Raw genomic sequence first — 16,541 nt, forward strand, 5'->3', positions numbered from 1 at the left:
CCGAAGGAATCGGCCCGCGTGTTGTCGTCAGGCGGGTTCGACTAGCATGCGACCAGTCATTTCCATATGCATTGCGTGGCAGAACCAGTTGCAGTAGTACCAGTGCACCCCGGCTTTGTCGGCGGTGAAGGTGACACTAGCGGTCTGCTGGGGGCTGATCTCCATCTGCACACCGTGGTTGACCATGCAGAAGCCGTGGGTCAGATCCTCGACCTGGTCAAGGTTGGTGATGACCACGGTCACCTCATCACCCTGTTTGACCTTGAATTCGGTCAGGCCAAATTGCGGTGCGATGGAGGTCATGTACACGCGTACTTTATTGCCATCGCGGATTACCTTGCTTTCGCCCTCCAGGTTGACGCCGTCTGCCTCGGCCATGGCCACGGTCTCGGCGAAGAAGGGGTCGTCTCGTGTCCATACTCGGCTTGGGTTGATCTGGTCGGCGCGTACCAGAATACAGTCGTGGGGCTCGGCATAAGTGGGGCCGTCATGCACCAGTTTCATTTCCTCACCGGAGATGTCGATCAACTGATCGTTTTCGGGATGCAGAGGGCCTACCGGCAGGAAACGGTCTTTGGAAAACTTCGACAGCACCACCAGCCACTTGCCGTCGGCATCCCGGGATTCGGTGAGACTGGCGTGGTTATGCCCAGGCTGGTAGTGGACATCGAGCTTCTGACGCAGGTAGTTGACGTCTTCGCCATTGTAGTGGCGAATGGCATCCTCAATATTCCACTTGGCTACCTGGCTATCGATGAACAGCGTGGTATAGGCGTTGCCCCGGCCATCGTAGGTGGTGTGAAGCGGGCCCAAGCCCAGTTCAGGTTCACCCACGATGGTATCGCGCGGTTCGATACTGTCGTCGAACAGCTCAGGCAACTTGTCGATGGCGATGATTGAGCAAGTGGGGGATAGCTTGCCGTTGGCGATGAAATATTTGCCATCCGGTGAGGTATTCACGCCATGGGGGTTCTTGGGGATCGGGATGTAACGTGTCAGTTGCGAGCCCTTGCGCCCATCCAGTACCGGCACGCTTGATTCACCCAGTGTCTTGTAGTTCCCGGCCGCCACGGCGGCTTCAATCGCTTCAACGTCGAATACCACGACCCAGTCGCGCTCGTTGCGCATGGTCTCGGTCAGGGTCATGCCCTTTTCCGAGTTGTAGCAGGTAGAGGCGACGAAACGACCGGTGTAGTCGGCATCGGTGTTATCGAGGTTGCCATCGACGATCACCTGCCAAGCCACGTCCATGCTTTCGGCATCGATAGCGTTGAACATAGTGAAGTAGTTGTCGGGGTTCTCCAGGTCGCGGCCGTCATTGATCTGGGGGATCGGCAGTTCGGCATTGGCGAAGACGTACTTGGTGTAAGGCACCTTCTGCAGGCGCAAACCGTGAATCGCCTGGACGTTGGGGATGGTGGTGACCTTGTCCGTCTTCATGATATCGAGACGAATGCGCGCAACGCGGGTGTTAGCCTTGTCGTTGATAAATAGGTACTTGCCGTCGTAGCTGCCGTCGGTCATGGAAATATGGGGGTGGTGGCAGTCGCCGTTGAGGAAATGGCTCGATTCGCCGAGTATCCGCTTCGACTCGTTGCTGATCCCCCAGCCAGAGGCGCTATCCACGTTGAACACTGGAATCCGCATCAGTTCGCGCATTGAAGGTACACCGAGCACCCGAACCTCGCCCGAGTGGCCACCGCTCCAGAAGCCGTAGTAATCGTCGAGCTCGCCGGGTGCAACGTCGATACCGTTGGCGCCGGCGGCCTGAACTTGACGGCTATTGAGTAACGCACCTGCGCCAAAACCACTGGCCAGGCCCGCCCCGGCAACGCCGGTGACGGCGGTATTGCGCAAGAAATGGCGACGGCCGATATCCTGAATATGGTCTTTTTTATCGCTCATGCTTGATTCCCCTGAGATCAGTCTTGCTGGTGAAGAGGGATGCGTTGCCATGCGGCCTGTTTGCCGCTGGCATCGGTATCCCGTTGGGTCTCAACGCTATTACCGCGCGATGACATATTGGCCGCCTTTTCATAGCGCGTGCGGCGCTTGACCATGGGCGGGCAACGCTGGTCGTCGTGGTAGGTCACTTGGCAGTCGAGACAGTAGTGGCACTCATTGGCATTGATGCGGCCGTCCGGGTGTATAGCGGCCACTTCGCATTCATTGGCACAGATTTGGCACGGGGTACCGCAGCTACCGCGGTGGCGCTTGAGCCAGTCGAACAGGCGTAAACGCGAAGGAATAGCCAACCCGGCACCCAACGGACATAGATAGCGGCAGTAGAATTTGTGGTTGAAGGCAGAAATCGCCACCAGTCCCAGAGCATAAATAACGAAGGCCCAGTCACGTTGGAAACGCAGGGTGATTGCGGTCTTGAACGGCTCCACTTCGGCGTAGCGTTCCGCGGTGCCGAGCGAATGTAGCGAGACTGCGAACAAGGCCAGCAGAATGATGTATTTAATCGCCCAAAGGCGCTCATGGAGCCCGAAGGGCACCTCAATCTGCTTAACGTTTAGTTTGCGAGCGACCTGGTTGACCAGGTCTTGTAAAGCGCCGAAGGGGCATAGCCAGCCGCAGAAAACTCCGCGGCCCCACAGCAGCAGGCTCACCGCCACGAACGACCAGAGAATAAATAGCATTGGGTCGATCAAAAATGAGGACCAGCTAAAACCGCTGATCAGCGAGTTGGTGAAGGTAAGGATATTGACGACTGATAGCTGGGCCAGCGAGTACCAGCCGATAAATACTAATGTGTATATCTTGAAACCCAGACGCAGTGGGTTCAGTACACGCGGGTGGCGCGCCAGCACATCCTGGAACAGCATGATGCCAGTGAGCACCAATAATCCGGCGGATAGCACAGCGATCTGGAAAGCCTTGTCGCGCCAAACCTGTACCCAGATAGGCTCTTCCACCAGTGCCTCAGGCCGTTCTATATAGGCCTCGGGAACACTGTAGTCGGCGCTAAAGCGGCTGAACTCGGTATCCAAGGGGCCAGAGGAGCGGCGAACCAGTAATTCCAGCTGCCACGGTTGTCCGGGGTCGAAGCCCGCCTCTTCGCGGACGATGAAGATGTCTCGCTCGGCCAGTGAGGGCGCGCCTTCGAGGGCCAGATCACCCAGGCGGATGTGATCGCGATCATGAAAGCTGACCCGGGTGCTGCCCTGTGAAAGCTCTATGCGATCGAAGATGCCGCCGCGCACATACCCTGAGCCCTTGAATGAGTAGTCACCAAGCCCCATGACGGCAATAGCGTGCTCGCCATCCTTCAGCTCGACCATTAGTTGGTCATAGCCAGTATCGCCGAGCAGGTTGCGGCCAGCGGTTGGTGGGTTGAGGTAGGTGTAAAACAGCTCGATAAAGGTTTTATCGGCGGGCTGTGGCGAGCGCAGGTAATCTTCGGCGGGCGTACCTACAAAGCTCTCATCGACCTCGCCATGGGTCAGTTGCAAACGGCGAATGGTGCCGTCGCCGGTCAGTTCATCCCAGTTTGCAGGGGCGAAAACGTCTTCTCGAACGCGTGCCGGTGGTGTCTGGGAGGGGGCGGCAATAAGCTGCTGTTCAGCGGCCACTTGCCTGGCGCTGCGCATGATGGTGTCGCTGACGACAATGACGGTCACCGTCGCACCAGAGATAGCGTCAAGATTGTCGCCGACCCTGAGCCTGTCATTGACGTGGGCTGATTCGTGCTCATCGGCGAAGCTATTCAGCTTCGACTCGGGAATGCCCACCAGCATGATCGGCTCTGAATGACTGAGGACGTCGGCCTGTACAATTTGCCCATCCAGATCAATCCCCACCAGTACATTGACCGGTTTGCCCGAGTAGGCGGGGATCGGAGCGACATCCACACTCTCAAAAGCGTAGCCGAGCAATTCATCGTCGCTGGCGAGTACACGGCTTACCGGCCACTGTGAATCCGCGGCTTCAAGACGCTCTGCCGTGGGAAACCCCTCGCGTACCTGCTCCAGTTCTATAGCTTGGGCGGGCAGTGTTATCGCTAGGAGTAACAGTAAGCTAATCCAGATGCCGGTTAGACGGCGCGGGCAAGCCACAGGGGACATCGTGGTTTCCTTTCGGGTCAAGAGCGTTATAGAACCGGTTCTAACAAGTGGTCGACGGCAGCTTTCACTTCGTCATCGCTCAAGCCCAATTGGCCTCCTTTCGGCGGCATTGCCTGAAAACCGTTAATCGCGTGGTCGTACAGGGTGTCCATGCCTTTTTCTAAGCGTGGCTCCCAGTGTTCGGCATTGCCGCGAATGGGAGCACCTGCGGCGCCCGTCATGTGGCAAGCCATGCAGGCTTGGTTATAGGTGGCTTCGCCATCTGCATGAGCGGTAACCGAAATAGAAGCAACAACGCCTAGCAACAGTATGGACGCGAGGGTTTTCATTGAAGTATTCCTTATGCATCTTTTGAGTTGAAATTACCAATTCGGCAACGTGGCAAGGTGGTTTATAGAGGTATACGAGTTGCTGAGTACTGATTTCTCAGTACGAGAAAAGGTATAAAGTTCACTTTAAAGAAATAAGGGGGGCTAATATTGATCTGGATCATTTTTAGTCTCGCGTACCCCTACAGAGCATTAGCTTATCCCTTAGTGGGTAGGCGATGACGTCAGTCGTTATTGTGATTTCAACTCGAAATTCAGACGCTTGGCTATGCACCACGGCGCTAGGGGCGTGGCGATGTAGAAATGTTTTTTACAGCGCGGATTATTTCAACATGTTCAAGTACTGGCGCAGCACTTCGGCATTGTTACGGCGCTCTTCCTTAGAGGCAAATACCAGAGTAACTCGCTCTTTCCTGGCACGTTGTGCAAGATCACGAAGAGACTCGCGATAAGAGGTTAACTCTTTGAGATAGCGACGGCGGAAGCCACTCCAGTCGAGTGAGCCATGATGAAACGCTTTGCGAAGTTCGCTGCTTGGGGCGACCTCCTTGCGCCATTCATCGATTTTGGCTTCCTCCTTGGACACCCCGCGCGGCCAGATACCGTCGACGAGGACACGATAACCATCTTTGCTTTGAGGTGAGTCATAGGCTCGCTTTAATTCAATATCCATCGCTATCTCGCAAGTAAATGAGTTTCCTTTTAAGCCTAGCTAGTGAGTCGGTTCCACTCTACTTGAATCCTAGTAAGCCCAGACAATAGCCATCAGTAAACCCCATGCCAGCACCCCGGCGGCCATAACGGTGTAAGTAGCAGACATCGTTGTTACGTCATTCGCTGAGCGTTTACACAGAGCCTGCAGCCCGTGGTAGACCAAACTGCAAGAGATGCCCAGTGCCACCAGTACTACCAGCGCATTGAACAACAGGCTGGGGATCAGCAAAGCGATCGCTGCGGACCAAAGTGGCAAAGGTGCTAGGGCTGCCAACAGATAAGCGTCGTGGTAGCTAATTGAGAGATCACGATCGCTATTGACCACCGCGTGAATTAGCCAGCCCATTACAAAGAAGGTGAGCAGCTCGGCCAGGAATAGAATGGTCGTGATGAAGCGCCACTGCCGATCGGCGAAGCCTGGAGCGAAGATATCTCCGTAGTGTGTACCGGCATAATAGAGCATCACGGGAGGTAACAACGACATTGGCAGCACGATGCACCAGGCCAGAGTGGCGATTGAAGGATGGCGTTGCTGGAGGTCTTTCCATCCCGCTAAATGGGTAAAGGGCAGTTGAATAATGGTTAGAGGGTTCATTGTCTAGCCTCGCAGTCAGTTGTGATCGTTGTGAGCTCAAAATATCATGTCGTGATATTATATTCAGAATTAAGGCTAGTTTGTATTTTGTCAAGTGTGAAGCTTGATTCCCTCTGTTTTAAGAGTGTGCAACCCATATCAGCATCAGTGGTACATGCCCGTGTGAAATCTGAGAAGTCATAGCATCAGCCTACCTCTAGAACGGCTATGTCCTGGTGAAAATCGCACAGAGTGGTTAGGTACTATTAAGAACCCCAGCCGCGTTCTGGCTCGAATTAATTCGTAATCTTAAATTTACCAAGGGTATCGCTCTTGCCAAAAATTGACCTGTGGCAATGTTGCTAGAGGGATTCTTCTGCTAATCTTAAAAATGTAAATAATATACATCTTAATAAACGTATGCCTTTTGGCTTCCCAGCCTAAGGTCGGATCTGACTAGCAAGGGAGTATGGCTTATGGCTGATGGTCTCACTAAATCAGCGGCCCGCAATATTTTCTACGGTGGTTCGCTGTTCTTCTTCCTGCTCTTTGCCGCGCTAACGGCTCATAGTCATTGGTACATGGTCAATGTCTCCACGGACAGCGAAGGTCTCACGGATTCTGTTAAGCATGGCAAAGAAGTGTGGGAAAAAAACATGTGTATCAACTGCCATAGCATTATGGGGGAGGGGGCTTATTTCGCTCCTGAACTGGGTAACGTCTGGGAACGCTATGGAGGCCATGAAAATCCTGAGGCTGCCCGATCGGGTATTAATGCCTGGATCCGCGCCCAGCCATTGGGGATCGAGGGTCGTCGTCAAATGCCAGCGTATGACTTTAGCGAAGAGGATATGAACTCGCTAATTGACTTTCTCGAATGGACCGATGGTATCGACAACCAGGACTGGCCCCCACATCCCGCTGGCTGAAGCTACCAGCCGAAGGATGAATCAAGGAGAACCGTACAATGAAATATGAAACCCAGAAGGTTGCTTTACCCTTTTTTATGGTGGCCATGGCGCTATTTACGCTACAAATAGTCTTCGGACTACTGGCCGCCACCGTCTATGCTTGGCCCAACTTTATGGCCGAAGTGATGCCCTTTCATATCATGCGTGTCAGCCATACCAATCTGTTGATTGTGTGGCTGCTGATTGGTTTTATGGGCTGTACCTACTATCTGATGCCAGAGGAAGCCGAGCGGGAAATCCATAGCCCCAATCTGGCGTATATCCAGCTGGCGATCTTTGCTTTTGCTGGCGCCGCTGCTCTGGTCGGCTACCAGTTCGGTATCCATGAAGGGCGCGAGTTTCTTGAGCAACCGTTCTGGGTGAAAATACTCATCACCATTTCTTTTCTAATGTTTCTTTTCAATACCAGCATGACGCTGCTCAAGGGCCGCAAGACCGCTATCAATCTGGTGTTAATGCTGGGGCTTTGGCTAGCGGCAGTGTTTTGGTTATTCGCTTTCTACAATCCGACCAACCTGGCGGTAGATAAACTCTACTGGTGGTGGGTGGTGCATCTGTGGGTGGAAGGCGTATGGGAGTTGATCATGGCTTCCTTGCTGGGTTACCTGCTGATCAAAATGACCGGTGTGGATCGCGAAGTGATCGAAAAATGGCTCTATATCATTGTTGGGTTGGCACTGTTCTCCGGCCTGCTGGGCACCGGGCACCACTACTACTGGATTGGCGCACCTGGCTACTGGCAGCCCATCGGCAGTATATTCTCGACGCTTGAAGTGGCGCCTTTCTTCGCCATGGTGGTATTCGCCTTTACCATGTTCTGGAAGGGCAGTCGTAACCACCCTAATAAAGCGGCCATGCTATGGGCCTTAGGCTGCCCAACCATTGCCTTTTTCGGCGCTGGTGTGTGGGGCTTTATGCATACCCTCTCGTTCGTGAATTACTACAGCCATGGCACTCAGGTAACCGCCGCTCATGGCCATCTAGCTTTCTATGGTGCTTATGTGATGCTGATTCTTGGCGTGATTACCTACGCCATGCCGCAGATCCGCCGTGTGCAGCCTTATAACCAAGTGCTGAACATGTGGGGCTTCTGGATCGTCACCAGTGCCATGTGCTTCATGACGTTTACCCTGACCTTCGCCGGGGTCGTGCAGACTCACTTACAGCGCGTCTTGGGCATGAATTACATGGAAGTGCAGGATCAATTGGGCCTGTTCTACATCATGCGTCTGGGCGCTGGTGTGGCCGTGGCAGTGGGGGCGATCATGTTGCTCTACTCCTTCTTCGGGCCCGCCCGAGAGCAGGTGCCCGCCGGCGGCACACAAATTACCGCTGGGGCAGGCTCGGCCTGAACTTAACGGCCCTGCGGGGCCGTTTTTACTTTCTTTATTTATTTTCCGGCAATGGAGTCTTCCCATGCCTCTTTCTTCTGTCGCTAATCCTATCGATGAGCGTGAAATACCTTTCTACGAGAACGTCGGCAACGAATGCGCTATGTTTGAGCACGCCTTTCGTCAACGTTTGCCGCTGTTACTTAAAGGCCCCACCGGGTGTGGTAAAACACGTTTTGTTAGCCATATGGCCGCGAAACTAGGCCGTCCACTATTCACTATTTCATGTCACGACGATCTGACTTCAGCCGACCTTACAGGCCGCTATCTGTTACAGGGCGGCGAGACCCGCTGGGTCGATGGCCCGCTTACTCGAGCAGTGCGCGAAGGGGGGATCTGCTATCTCGATGAGGTGGTGGAGGCGCGTAAAGATGTCACCGTGGTACTTCACCCGCTCACCGATGACCGCCGACTACTTCCGTTGGAACGTACCGGGGAACTGCTCGAAGCGCCGGATGACTTCATGCTGGTAGTGTCTTATAACCCTGGCTATCAGCATATTCTCAAATCGCTTAAACCGAGTACCCGCCAGCGCTTCCTGGCCATGTCATTTGATTTTCCACCACCCAAAGTCGAGCGCGATATTGTCGCGCGGGAGAGTGGTTTGCCCGGTGAGCAGTGCGCCGCGCTGGTCAATCTTGCCGCCAGCCTGCGGGCCATGAAGGGACAGGATTTAGAAGAGGGTGTTTCTACTCGCCTATTGGTTTACTGCGCTACCCTGATTGCTGCCGGGGTGCCCATTTTGGAAGCTGCCCGGGCTACCTTGGTGGAGCCGCTGAGTGATGACGCAGATGTTCAGGAAGGGCTGATGGAAGCCATTCAAGCAACCTTTGGGTGAGGGCACGGCATGCTTGATTTTCTTGAAGTCGAAGAGTTTGTAGGCCGCCATTGGCACCGTTGGGCTTCCAGTGCGGCAAGTTACCCTGACCATCCCGAAGCCGCAGTGCGCCTTGAAACGCTGCGGCCTATGCTCGGCGTCTTTTTCCGCGCCGGAGGCGGCGAGGCGGGTATCGATGTTGCTGCTATTGCGGGGCGTAGTTCGTCGCATCGCTTATCCTTACGTCAAAGGCTTGGGCTTGATGAGGAGGTGCTCGATCAAGCACGCCGTGACGAAGAAAGCCTGTTGTTACCGCCACGCATTGCCCTGTTCGCCGAGGCTTCCTTGAACCGGGATCTCTACCTTTGGCTGGTAGCGTACCTGGCGGCGACCCAGCATGTGCACGTCGTCGACGATCCGCTACAGCAAGGCCTTCTCCAGCTGCGTGAAGTAAATCGGGCGACTCGGGCAGTGTTGGCCCACTTCCCTGGGCTCGCTCATCGCCACGCCAGATTATGTCAGGCATTGCTGGCCATTCGCCCCCAGCGCAAGCGCTTGCCGTCGATGGAAGCAGCGCTTGAATCCGTTCTCTGTGCCCAGCTGGGAGAAACGCCGCCCGAGGCAGGCTGGGCCGAAGTGATGCATATCGCCATCCTTGATGACTCCCTTCCTTTGGACAACTTCCATGCGCCGCGTGGATACCGGCCGCCACTTCCGGTGCCGCTATGGGGGCAAGCCGTAGCCCTGGGGACTAATAAACAAGCACGAACCGAGCAGGAAGATGATGAGGCACCGGTCGCGGGCAAGGATTCGCCGGAAGATGACCACGGTAAGCGTAAGGCTGACCGGCGCGAGCAGGATCAGGCCGACCGCGATGACTCTTTAATGCTCAATGCATCCGAAAAGATGCTTTCCTGGGCCGAAATGGTCAATCTCAATCGTCATGTAGAGGATGAAGACGATGATGAGGCCAAACAGGCGGCCGATCAGATTGATGAAATTGTGCTCAGTGCTAACCGTAAGAAGGCGGCTTCCAAGCTAAAGCTTGATCTTGATCTGGCGCCGGGTGAGGTGAGTGGGGGAAGGCTGCGTGGGCGCCATACCTATCCGGAATGGAATCATCGTAAGAAAATCTATATGCCTGACCACTGTGTGGTACTCAGCGATGTCCAGAGCGAGGAGGGGGAGAACTGGCAGCCGGATGAAACGACAAGACGGCGCATTCGCCGAGTCCGACGCGAGTTTGAAGCACTTAGGCCGCGTCGTGAGACGCTACGTGGCCAGCTGGATGGCAGCGAGCTGGATATGGACGCCGTCATTCGCTCCCGCTGTGATCTGGCGGCTACCGGTGAAGCCAGCGACCGTCTCTATCAAGCTAGCCGTACCCAGGCGAGAGATTTGGCGGTTTCGATCCTGGTCGATGTATCCCTTTCCACTGAGGCCTGGCTGGAAGACCGGCGGGTGCTGGATGTGGCTAAAGAGGCGCTGCTGGTATTGGGGCACGGCCTTGCGGGGTGCGGCGATGACTATGCCATTCACAGCTTTACCTCCCACCGTCGTCACCGTGTTTGGGTCAATACGCTGAAAAGTTTCGATGAGCCAATGGGCGAGCGGGTGTCACGGCGGATCGCAGCGCTCAAACCAGGCCACTACACGCGTATGGGGCCCGCTATTCGGCACCTTTCCCAAGCACTTGCCAAACGGCCCAATCGGCACCGGTTACTGTTACTTCTGACCGACGGTAAGCCTAACGATACCGACTATTATGAAGGGCGTTATGGTATAGAGGATACACGCAAAGCGGTACTTGAAGCGCGACGGGAAGAAGTGCGCGTGTTCGGGGTAACGATTGACCGGGAAGCGGGGCGCTATATTCCTCATCTGTTTGGGCGAGGTGGTTATGCCATTGTCCAGCGTCCGGAGCATCTCGCCTTGGCGCTGCCGAGTATCTACCGCCAGATTGTTGCTTCCTAAGGAGGTTATCTATGTTGCGCTTGCGCCTCGTAGCGGCGATTAGTCTGTGGTCTTTGGTCGCTTTAGGGATAGTCGTGCCGCTGGTATGGCTTATCAATAACCGAGATTGGGGCGTGGCGCTGATGTTGCTGGTTCCCTTTATCGTTTATGGTTTGATGCGGCTGGGTCGGTTGCTGGAAGCCTGGGCAAATGCCGCGCAGCGGCCTTGAGGTACTGATTCCGCACTTCGCTAAAGCCAATCCTGTGAGGCTACCCCACTAAATGAAAGCGACCGGCCAGGTAGCCCGCGGCAATCAGCGTTAACGTTAATAGTGTCAGGGCAATGAAAACTCCCTTCCAGGCTGGGGTCGCGGCGCGCAAGTTTAAATAGACCATGAGCACACAGTGGGCTTTGAAACCGGTCGCCATCATTATCATGGCGGCTGACCATAGGGGAAGCGCCTGCCAGTCGGTGGTCTGATCTAGCCGAGCGGAAACCATGGAAACCAGGGTTAGCGCCATTAATACGCCCCAAGTAATCAGTAAACGTCGTGTACCGGGCAGTGCCCTCATTGTTTCCTCACAAAATTATCTCAGCAGATAAATCAGTGGATAAAGCAGGATCCAAATCAAGTCCACCATATGCCAGAAGGCTGCCGCCGTTTCTACGTTCTCGGTGGAGGTGCGCCAGCTCACTAAGCCTAGTAGCGCTAAGCCGAACACAACGTGAGCAAAATGGAAGGCGGTTAAACCATAGTAAAAACCAAAAAAAACGTTCGTTTCTGGCGTTATTCCAGCGGCAAACTTACTTGTATACTCAAAAACCTTAATGAGACAGAACAGTAGGCCCAACAGTATAGCGGCGCCTAACCACTGTCGGCTGCGCTGTATGCGCTTAGCGCTTATCGCCTCAACGGCAAAGGCTACAAAAAGCCCACTGGTCAAGAGCACCAGGGTATTGAGGCCGCCCAGCACCGGGTCAAGCTGATGTTGGGATTCATTGAATAGTGCAGGGTCAAGGGCGCGTTGACCTGCATAGAGCGCAAAGAAGGCGGTGAAAACCAGCATTTCGCTCAGTATCAATACCCACATCAGTGGATTGCCAGGTAGCGCTGAAAGCGGCCCCCAGCCGGGATTGGGCAGGTCGTGCCTCATTAATACTCCGCTCGGTAAGCGTTGTGCCGAGGTATCAGGGCTCATTAGTTTTCGTCAATATATTAAGTGCATTTTAAATGCATGTTAATTTTGGTGCAATATTTCTCTTATTTGACACGCGTCACTACCCAGCGCCACGGTAATGTTTAGCATCAGTGGCCTAGTGTTTGCCGATAATGCCTTTACTTCGGAGTGACTGTTATGTCATTACTGCCTTTATCTTTATCCATGCCCTCTTTTTCAATTTCCCCTCCTATAACGCTTAGCCATTTGATACGTCTCCTTGATCCACGGGTACCTTTTACAATTAAGCAACGTATAGTCGAGCCTTTACTCAACCGTACTTTTGCTATGCCGCTTGCAGAGGGGGAATTCGATGCTTTGGAAGGTCGGCGCATTAGCCTCACCATCGCCGATTTAGGTGTGACGCTAAGTCTGACGCTTGAATCCCAGCGCTTGATATTATGTCGCGAGAAAGGCGAGGCAACCATTCGGGGAGGTTGGCGTGAATTCTTGTGCCTTGCCACGCGCCGCGAAGATCCCGACAGCCTGTTTTTCCAGCGTCGCTTAATCATTGAAGGGGATACAGAGCTTGGGTTGACGCTCAAAAATCTACTTGACGGTTGCGAGGAAGGCCTTGCACAAGGGCGTGTGGGGGAACTGTTGTTGGGGCTGGAGCGTTTGGTACGTAAAGAGTGACCCAGGCTTCTGAAATGTTCACAAGCGGCCTCGGGATATCCCGAGGCCGCCCATTATTAAGCTGCGTCGAGGGGGCGCGAGGGGCCAAAGTGCTCAAAGTGTCGGCGATCCTCGTCGACACCCAGTTCGGACAAAGCGCTGTTAATCGCTGTCATGAATCCTTGGGGGCCGACGAAATAGCAGCGCGCCTTAAGATCAGGCAGGTAGTGAGCTAATAAGCTGTGGTCGATACGACCAATATGTTCGGCTTCGTTGCCGCGCTCATGAATACGGACAGCCTTAAGACGTTGAGGATACTCGCTCTTCAGCGCTTCTAATTCGCCTTTAAAGGCCTGGTGGTCGGCATCCAGGGCAGCGTGTAGATAGGTGACTTGCCGCCCAAGGGACAAGGCATGTCTTGCCATGGGGAGCAGGGGCGTTTGCCCAACGCCGCCGCTGGCAAGCAGCAGAGGTTCGTCACCTTCAATCAGCGTGAGGTCACCTGCTGGTGGTAACAGTTCCAAGGTGTCGCCGGGTTGTAAGACATCGTGGAAGTGGCGGCTGACTTGGCCCTGTTCTTCGCGTTTGATCGAGATTCGATAGCTTTGGCCATTTGGCGTGTCTGAGAGGCTGTAATGCCGATAAACCAGCTCGCCATTAATGGTTAGACGTACACCGATATACTGACCTGGCTCATGGTCAGCCACACGTCCTCCATCCTCGGGCTCAAGGATAAAAGAGCGAATTACAGCACTTTCCTGATGGGTACTGGCAATCTTGAAACGGCGTGTGCCGCGCCATCCCCCCGGGCGCTGCTCAAACTCACGATAGCGCTGGTCTTCGAGGTCAATTAACAGGGCGGCAAGCTCGTTATATAGAGCGCCCCACGCATCGGCGATTTCCGGGGTGACGGCGTCACCCAGCACTTCGCCAATCGCTGCCAGCAGGCATTCACCGACAATAGGGTACTGCTCGGGAAGAATCCCTAGCGAGACGTGTTTACTGACCACAATATCCAGAGTAGCACGCGCCTGAGCTGGATTACTGCGTAGTTGCACATAGGCCAACACGGCGTTGGCCAGGGCACGGGGCTGACCACCGCTTTGCTGATGAACCTCATTAAAGAGCGGCTTGACCTCTGGGTAGCGGGTAAACATCAGCGGATAGAAGCGCTGTGTAATCGCATTCAGGTGTTCGGCCACGACGGGAGCTGTCGCGTTGATCAGCTTTTCCTGCTCATGTGTTAGCACGGATAATACCTCAAGCGTTAAGATTCATTACATATGCATCTTAACGCCAAAAGCGATAAATACCAACCATGCCGGGGCTTTGTTGAGGAGAGGGGTTGCTAGCCATTTGAATAACAAGGCCTGAATATAATGCAAAAGCGCCTGTCATTGATCGGCGATGAAGCTTATCTGAGTCTATAAGATGCATTTTTGATACTTGTCATGGTTTTTGTAATTAGCCTAGCGCACAATGCAAATCCAAGTAATTCAGTGGGGTATTATGCTATGTCGACTATCACCTCCTCCCAACCTGCCTCCAAGCTCAAGCAACTGCCATTGTTACGGCTGGCTTTTCGGCCCTTTTTCCTGTTGGCCGCGCTGTTCAGTATTTTATCTCTACTGGTATGGCTGGGCTTTTGGCATGGCAATATTTTGCTGCGCCCTTATGGCGGCCTGGTGTTCTGGCATCAGCATGAAATGTTGTTTGGTTTTGCCGCAGCAGTGATCGGAGGGTTTTTGCTTACCGCTGTACGAAACTGGACAGGCTTGCCGAGCTTAAATGGCGGGCCGCTATTGGGACTGGTGGTGTTATGGCTATTGGGTAGAGTGCTGATGGCTTTTCCCATGGATTTGCCAGGATGGCTGTTGCTGGCGGTTGACCTTGCATTTCTTCCAGTGGTCGCCATTACTATGGCGCGTCTGGTTATTACCGCAAAGCGTTGGCGCAACTTGATCTTTATACCTGTGCTGTTGCTGTTTGCCACGGCTAACCTGGCGATGCACTTAGGGGTGATGCAGGGTGACGCCGAGCTGATCCGCCAAGCCGCCTACTTGGCCGTACTGTTAATCACACTGATGATGACCGTAGTGGGCGGACGTGTGATTGCCATGTTCACTGCCAATCGTTTGGGCCGCACCAAACCTGAACCTATTGCTTTGCTCGAAGGAGTGACGCTGGTGAGTACGGCTGGCGTAGTCGTGCTGCAGTTGGTCATCATGTTGGGGGTTGCCATTCCTGCTTTATTAATGGGGGGAGTGATGCTCTTGGCGGCGTTGGCCAACACTGTTCGCATGGCGCGCTGGGGTGGGCTGCATAGCTGGCGTGAACCTTTACTTTGGGGGCTGCACGGTAGCTACGCCTGCATTCCGCTAGGGCTTATCATGTGGGTCTTGGCACTCATGGGGCTGATGCGCGTTGAACTTGCCGTGCACGCCCTGACCATTGGTGGCATGGGCACCATGATGCTGGCCATGATGGCCAGGGTTTCGCTAGGTCATACGGGCCGCCCCATACGCACTTTGCCCGGTATTGGTGTGGCGCTGGGCTTAATGCTAATAGCCGCCTTGGTGCGCTCACCCGTCTTGGCGTTATTTCCCCAGATCACCCACTGGACCTATACGCTGAGCATCATCTTCTGGTGCGTTGCCTACGCAATATTCGTAGTGCACTACACTTGGCCGTTGATGCAGGCGCGAGTCGACGGTCAGGATGGCTGAACGAATAATAGATGGCGCCTGCATCCGTCCGGATGCAGGCGTATTAAAACCATTGAGGTATTCAAACGCTCATTAGCGATCAGCCAGGGTGACCCGGGCACCGCCAAAGGCAAGACTGCGTGGGTTAGCCACTGGACGGTTGTTGGTGAGGCGGGTAATGCCTACCCCGCAACGGCCCACCATCCAGATCAGGCAGGCTGTAAAATAGAGGTAGCCCAGAGCCCAGGGGGCTACTGCCGGTAGCCCGATCCAGCCCAGTAGATGCCAAATGGCAGTGAACAACACCCCGCCTAATAGCCCTAACCAAAACGTTCTAATCTGAAACTGCAAATGGGAAGCGACCCACTCCTCGGCATCGTTTCTTTTCATGTGGGCAATGAGTACCCCTATGGGGGCGGTGACCACCGCTAATACGCTACCCAGAAAGAGCATATAGACAACGATAGCCGTGCCACGTCCGCGGCTTTTCTTAAACGTATTAGAGGAAGTCGACGTTGAAGTGGCCGCGGAGTGAGATGCGGAGGGTATAGAGGATGGGGAGATAGCCATAGAGTACCTCATTCGGCAAAGTGGGAATCATTAATAGCGCGTTAAAATGCATTTTTAATGCATTTATTGTAGAGCAACTATGCAGAATTTCCTTAGCTGAAATTAATATGGTTGTTTTTAGTGATCGTTAGACATTGACGGTGGGGATACGCATTAGTCCTGCCAACTGCGGGTAACGATTGGACAACACATCTGCCAAGGTATAGCGGTCAAGCACCTCCAGAAACGCTGACAATGCTTCGTTTAGAATGGGCTGGAGCCGACAAGAAGGGGTGATGATGCAGTTGTTATCGCTATGAAAGCACTCGACTAGCTCCATGCCATGTTCCATTTCGCGCACGAGTTTACCCAGCACGATAGTAGCGGGGTCTCGCGTGAGCAATAGGCCACCGTTCTTGCCCCGAATAGCGGTAACGTAGTTCTTCTGGCTAAGCTCCTGAACGACTTTCATCAGGTGATTGCGAGAAATATCAAAGGTCTCTGCGATCTCATTGATAGTAGAACGCTCTTCGCCTTTCACGGCGAGGAAGATCAACACGCGTATTGAATAATCGGTGAATCGAGTGAGATGCATGGAGTGTGCTTTGCTCCGAGAGTAATCCAACTGTAAAAGA

General features: G+C 54.1%; 17 protein-coding genes. 7 read left to right on the forward strand and 10 right to left on the reverse strand.

Annotation, left to right across the window (positions count from 1 at the left end; genetic code table 11):
• Positions 1 to 27: 27 nt before the first annotated feature.
• The 5 genes from nosZ to K7H09_RS15700 form a co-directional block, all read right to left on the reverse strand.
• Positions 28 to 1,905, reverse strand: coding sequence for a TAT-dependent nitrous-oxide reductase (nosZ, locus tag K7H09_RS15680; protein WP_027959373.1), 1,878 nt, complete (start codon positions 1,903 to 1,905; stop codon positions 28 to 30).
• 17 nt (positions 1,906 to 1,922) lie between these two features.
• Entirely contained in the window at positions 1,923 to 4,070 is a 2,148-nt protein-coding gene (nosR, locus tag K7H09_RS15685; protein WP_230805150.1) for a transcriptional regulator NosR, read from the reverse strand.
• 26 nt (positions 4,071 to 4,096) lie between these two features.
• A complete protein-coding gene (locus tag K7H09_RS15690; protein WP_230805151.1) occupies positions 4,097 to 4,399 on the reverse strand; it encodes a c-type cytochrome in 303 nt (100 codons plus the stop codon).
• 322 nt (positions 4,400 to 4,721) lie between these two features.
• The gene (locus K7H09_RS15695; protein ID WP_230805152.1) at positions 4,722 to 5,072 is read right to left on the reverse strand and encodes a DUF488 domain-containing protein; all 351 of its coding nucleotides are present in this window, start codon (positions 5,070 to 5,072) and stop codon (positions 4,722 to 4,724) included.
• A gap of 69 nt (positions 5,073 to 5,141) precedes the next feature.
• A complete protein-coding gene (locus K7H09_RS15700) occupies positions 5,142 to 5,708 on the reverse strand; it encodes a YIP1 family protein (RefSeq protein ID WP_230805153.1) in 567 nt (188 codons plus the stop codon).
• Positions 5,709 to 6,163: 455 nt separating this feature from the next.
• Between K7H09_RS15700 and K7H09_RS15705 the strand changes: the two genes are divergently transcribed.
• The 5 genes from K7H09_RS15705 to K7H09_RS15725 all read left to right on the forward strand — a co-directional run bounded on the left by K7H09_RS15705 (position 6,164) and on the right by K7H09_RS15725 (position 11,049).
• A complete protein-coding gene (locus K7H09_RS15705) occupies positions 6,164 to 6,616 on the forward strand; it encodes a c-type cytochrome (RefSeq protein WP_027959375.1) in 453 nt (150 codons plus the stop codon).
• A gap of 38 nt (positions 6,617 to 6,654) precedes the next feature.
• Positions 6,655 to 8,010 carry a cbb3-type cytochrome c oxidase subunit I gene (locus tag K7H09_RS15710; protein ID WP_088701533.1) on the forward strand — a complete coding sequence of 452 codons (1,356 nt, stop codon included), beginning with the start codon at positions 6,655 to 6,657 and terminating at the stop codon, positions 8,008 to 8,010.
• Between the two features lie 64 nt (positions 8,011 to 8,074).
• Entirely contained in the window at positions 8,075 to 8,887 is an 813-nt protein-coding gene (locus K7H09_RS15715) for a CbbQ/NirQ/NorQ/GpvN family protein (protein ID WP_009286643.1), read from the forward strand.
• A gap of 9 nt (positions 8,888 to 8,896) precedes the next feature.
• The gene (locus tag K7H09_RS15720; protein ID WP_230805154.1) at positions 8,897 to 10,840 is read left to right on the forward strand and encodes a nitric oxide reductase activation protein NorD; all 1,944 of its coding nucleotides are present in this window, start codon (positions 8,897 to 8,899) and stop codon (positions 10,838 to 10,840) included.
• Positions 10,841 to 10,851: 11 nt separating this feature from the next.
• Positions 10,852 to 11,049: a hypothetical protein gene (locus tag K7H09_RS15725; RefSeq protein ID WP_141441132.1), complete on the forward strand. Its 198-nt coding sequence runs from the start codon at positions 10,852 to 10,854 to the stop codon at positions 11,047 to 11,049.
• A gap of 40 nt (positions 11,050 to 11,089) precedes the next feature.
• On the opposite strand, the gene K7H09_RS15730 is transcribed toward K7H09_RS15725, so the two are convergent.
• Together K7H09_RS15730 and K7H09_RS15735 are read right to left on the reverse strand one after the other, a co-directional pair.
• The gene (locus tag K7H09_RS15730) at positions 11,090 to 11,392 is read right to left on the reverse strand and encodes a cytochrome C oxidase subunit IV family protein (protein ID WP_022523543.1); all 303 of its coding nucleotides are present in this window, start codon (positions 11,390 to 11,392) and stop codon (positions 11,090 to 11,092) included.
• Between the two features lie 15 nt (positions 11,393 to 11,407).
• Positions 11,408 to 11,974: a cytochrome c oxidase subunit 3 family protein gene (locus K7H09_RS15735; RefSeq protein ID WP_041158446.1), complete on the reverse strand. Its 567-nt coding sequence runs from the start codon at positions 11,972 to 11,974 to the stop codon at positions 11,408 to 11,410.
• A gap of 228 nt (positions 11,975 to 12,202) precedes the next feature.
• On the opposite strand from K7H09_RS15735, the gene ubiT reads away from it, so the two are divergent.
• A complete protein-coding gene (gene ubiT, locus K7H09_RS15740) occupies positions 12,203 to 12,673 on the forward strand; it encodes a ubiquinone anaerobic biosynthesis accessory factor UbiT (RefSeq protein WP_422822632.1) in 471 nt (156 codons plus the stop codon).
• A gap of 56 nt (positions 12,674 to 12,729) precedes the next feature.
• On the opposite strand, the gene hmpA is transcribed toward ubiT, so the two are convergent.
• A complete protein-coding gene (gene hmpA, locus K7H09_RS15745; protein WP_141441130.1) occupies positions 12,730 to 13,902 on the reverse strand; it encodes an NO-inducible flavohemoprotein in 1,173 nt (390 codons plus the stop codon).
• A 264-nt stretch (positions 13,903 to 14,166) separates the two neighbouring features.
• Here hmpA and K7H09_RS15750 point away from each other — a divergent pair, with 264 nt between their 5' ends.
• On the forward strand, positions 14,167 to 15,378 hold the full coding sequence (locus tag K7H09_RS15750) for an NnrS family protein (protein WP_141441129.1): 1,212 nt from the start codon (positions 14,167 to 14,169) through the stop codon (positions 15,376 to 15,378).
• Positions 15,379 to 15,450: 72 nt separating this feature from the next.
• Here the strand turns inward: K7H09_RS15750 and K7H09_RS15755 are convergent, their stop codons facing one another.
• The gene (locus K7H09_RS15755; protein WP_230805155.1) at positions 15,451 to 15,927 is read right to left on the reverse strand and encodes a DUF4870 family protein; all 477 of its coding nucleotides are present in this window, start codon (positions 15,925 to 15,927) and stop codon (positions 15,451 to 15,453) included.
• Positions 15,928 to 16,054: 127 nt separating this feature from the next.
• The gene (locus tag K7H09_RS15760; protein ID WP_022523538.1) at positions 16,055 to 16,501 is read right to left on the reverse strand and encodes an Rrf2 family transcriptional regulator; all 447 of its coding nucleotides are present in this window, start codon (positions 16,499 to 16,501) and stop codon (positions 16,055 to 16,057) included.
• Positions 16,502 to 16,541 lie beyond the last annotated feature (40 nt).

The sequence above is a fragment of the Halomonas sp. IOP_14 genome (assembly GCF_021021315.1).
Lineage (GTDB): Bacteria > Pseudomonadota > Gammaproteobacteria > Pseudomonadales > Halomonadaceae > Vreelandella > Vreelandella titanicae.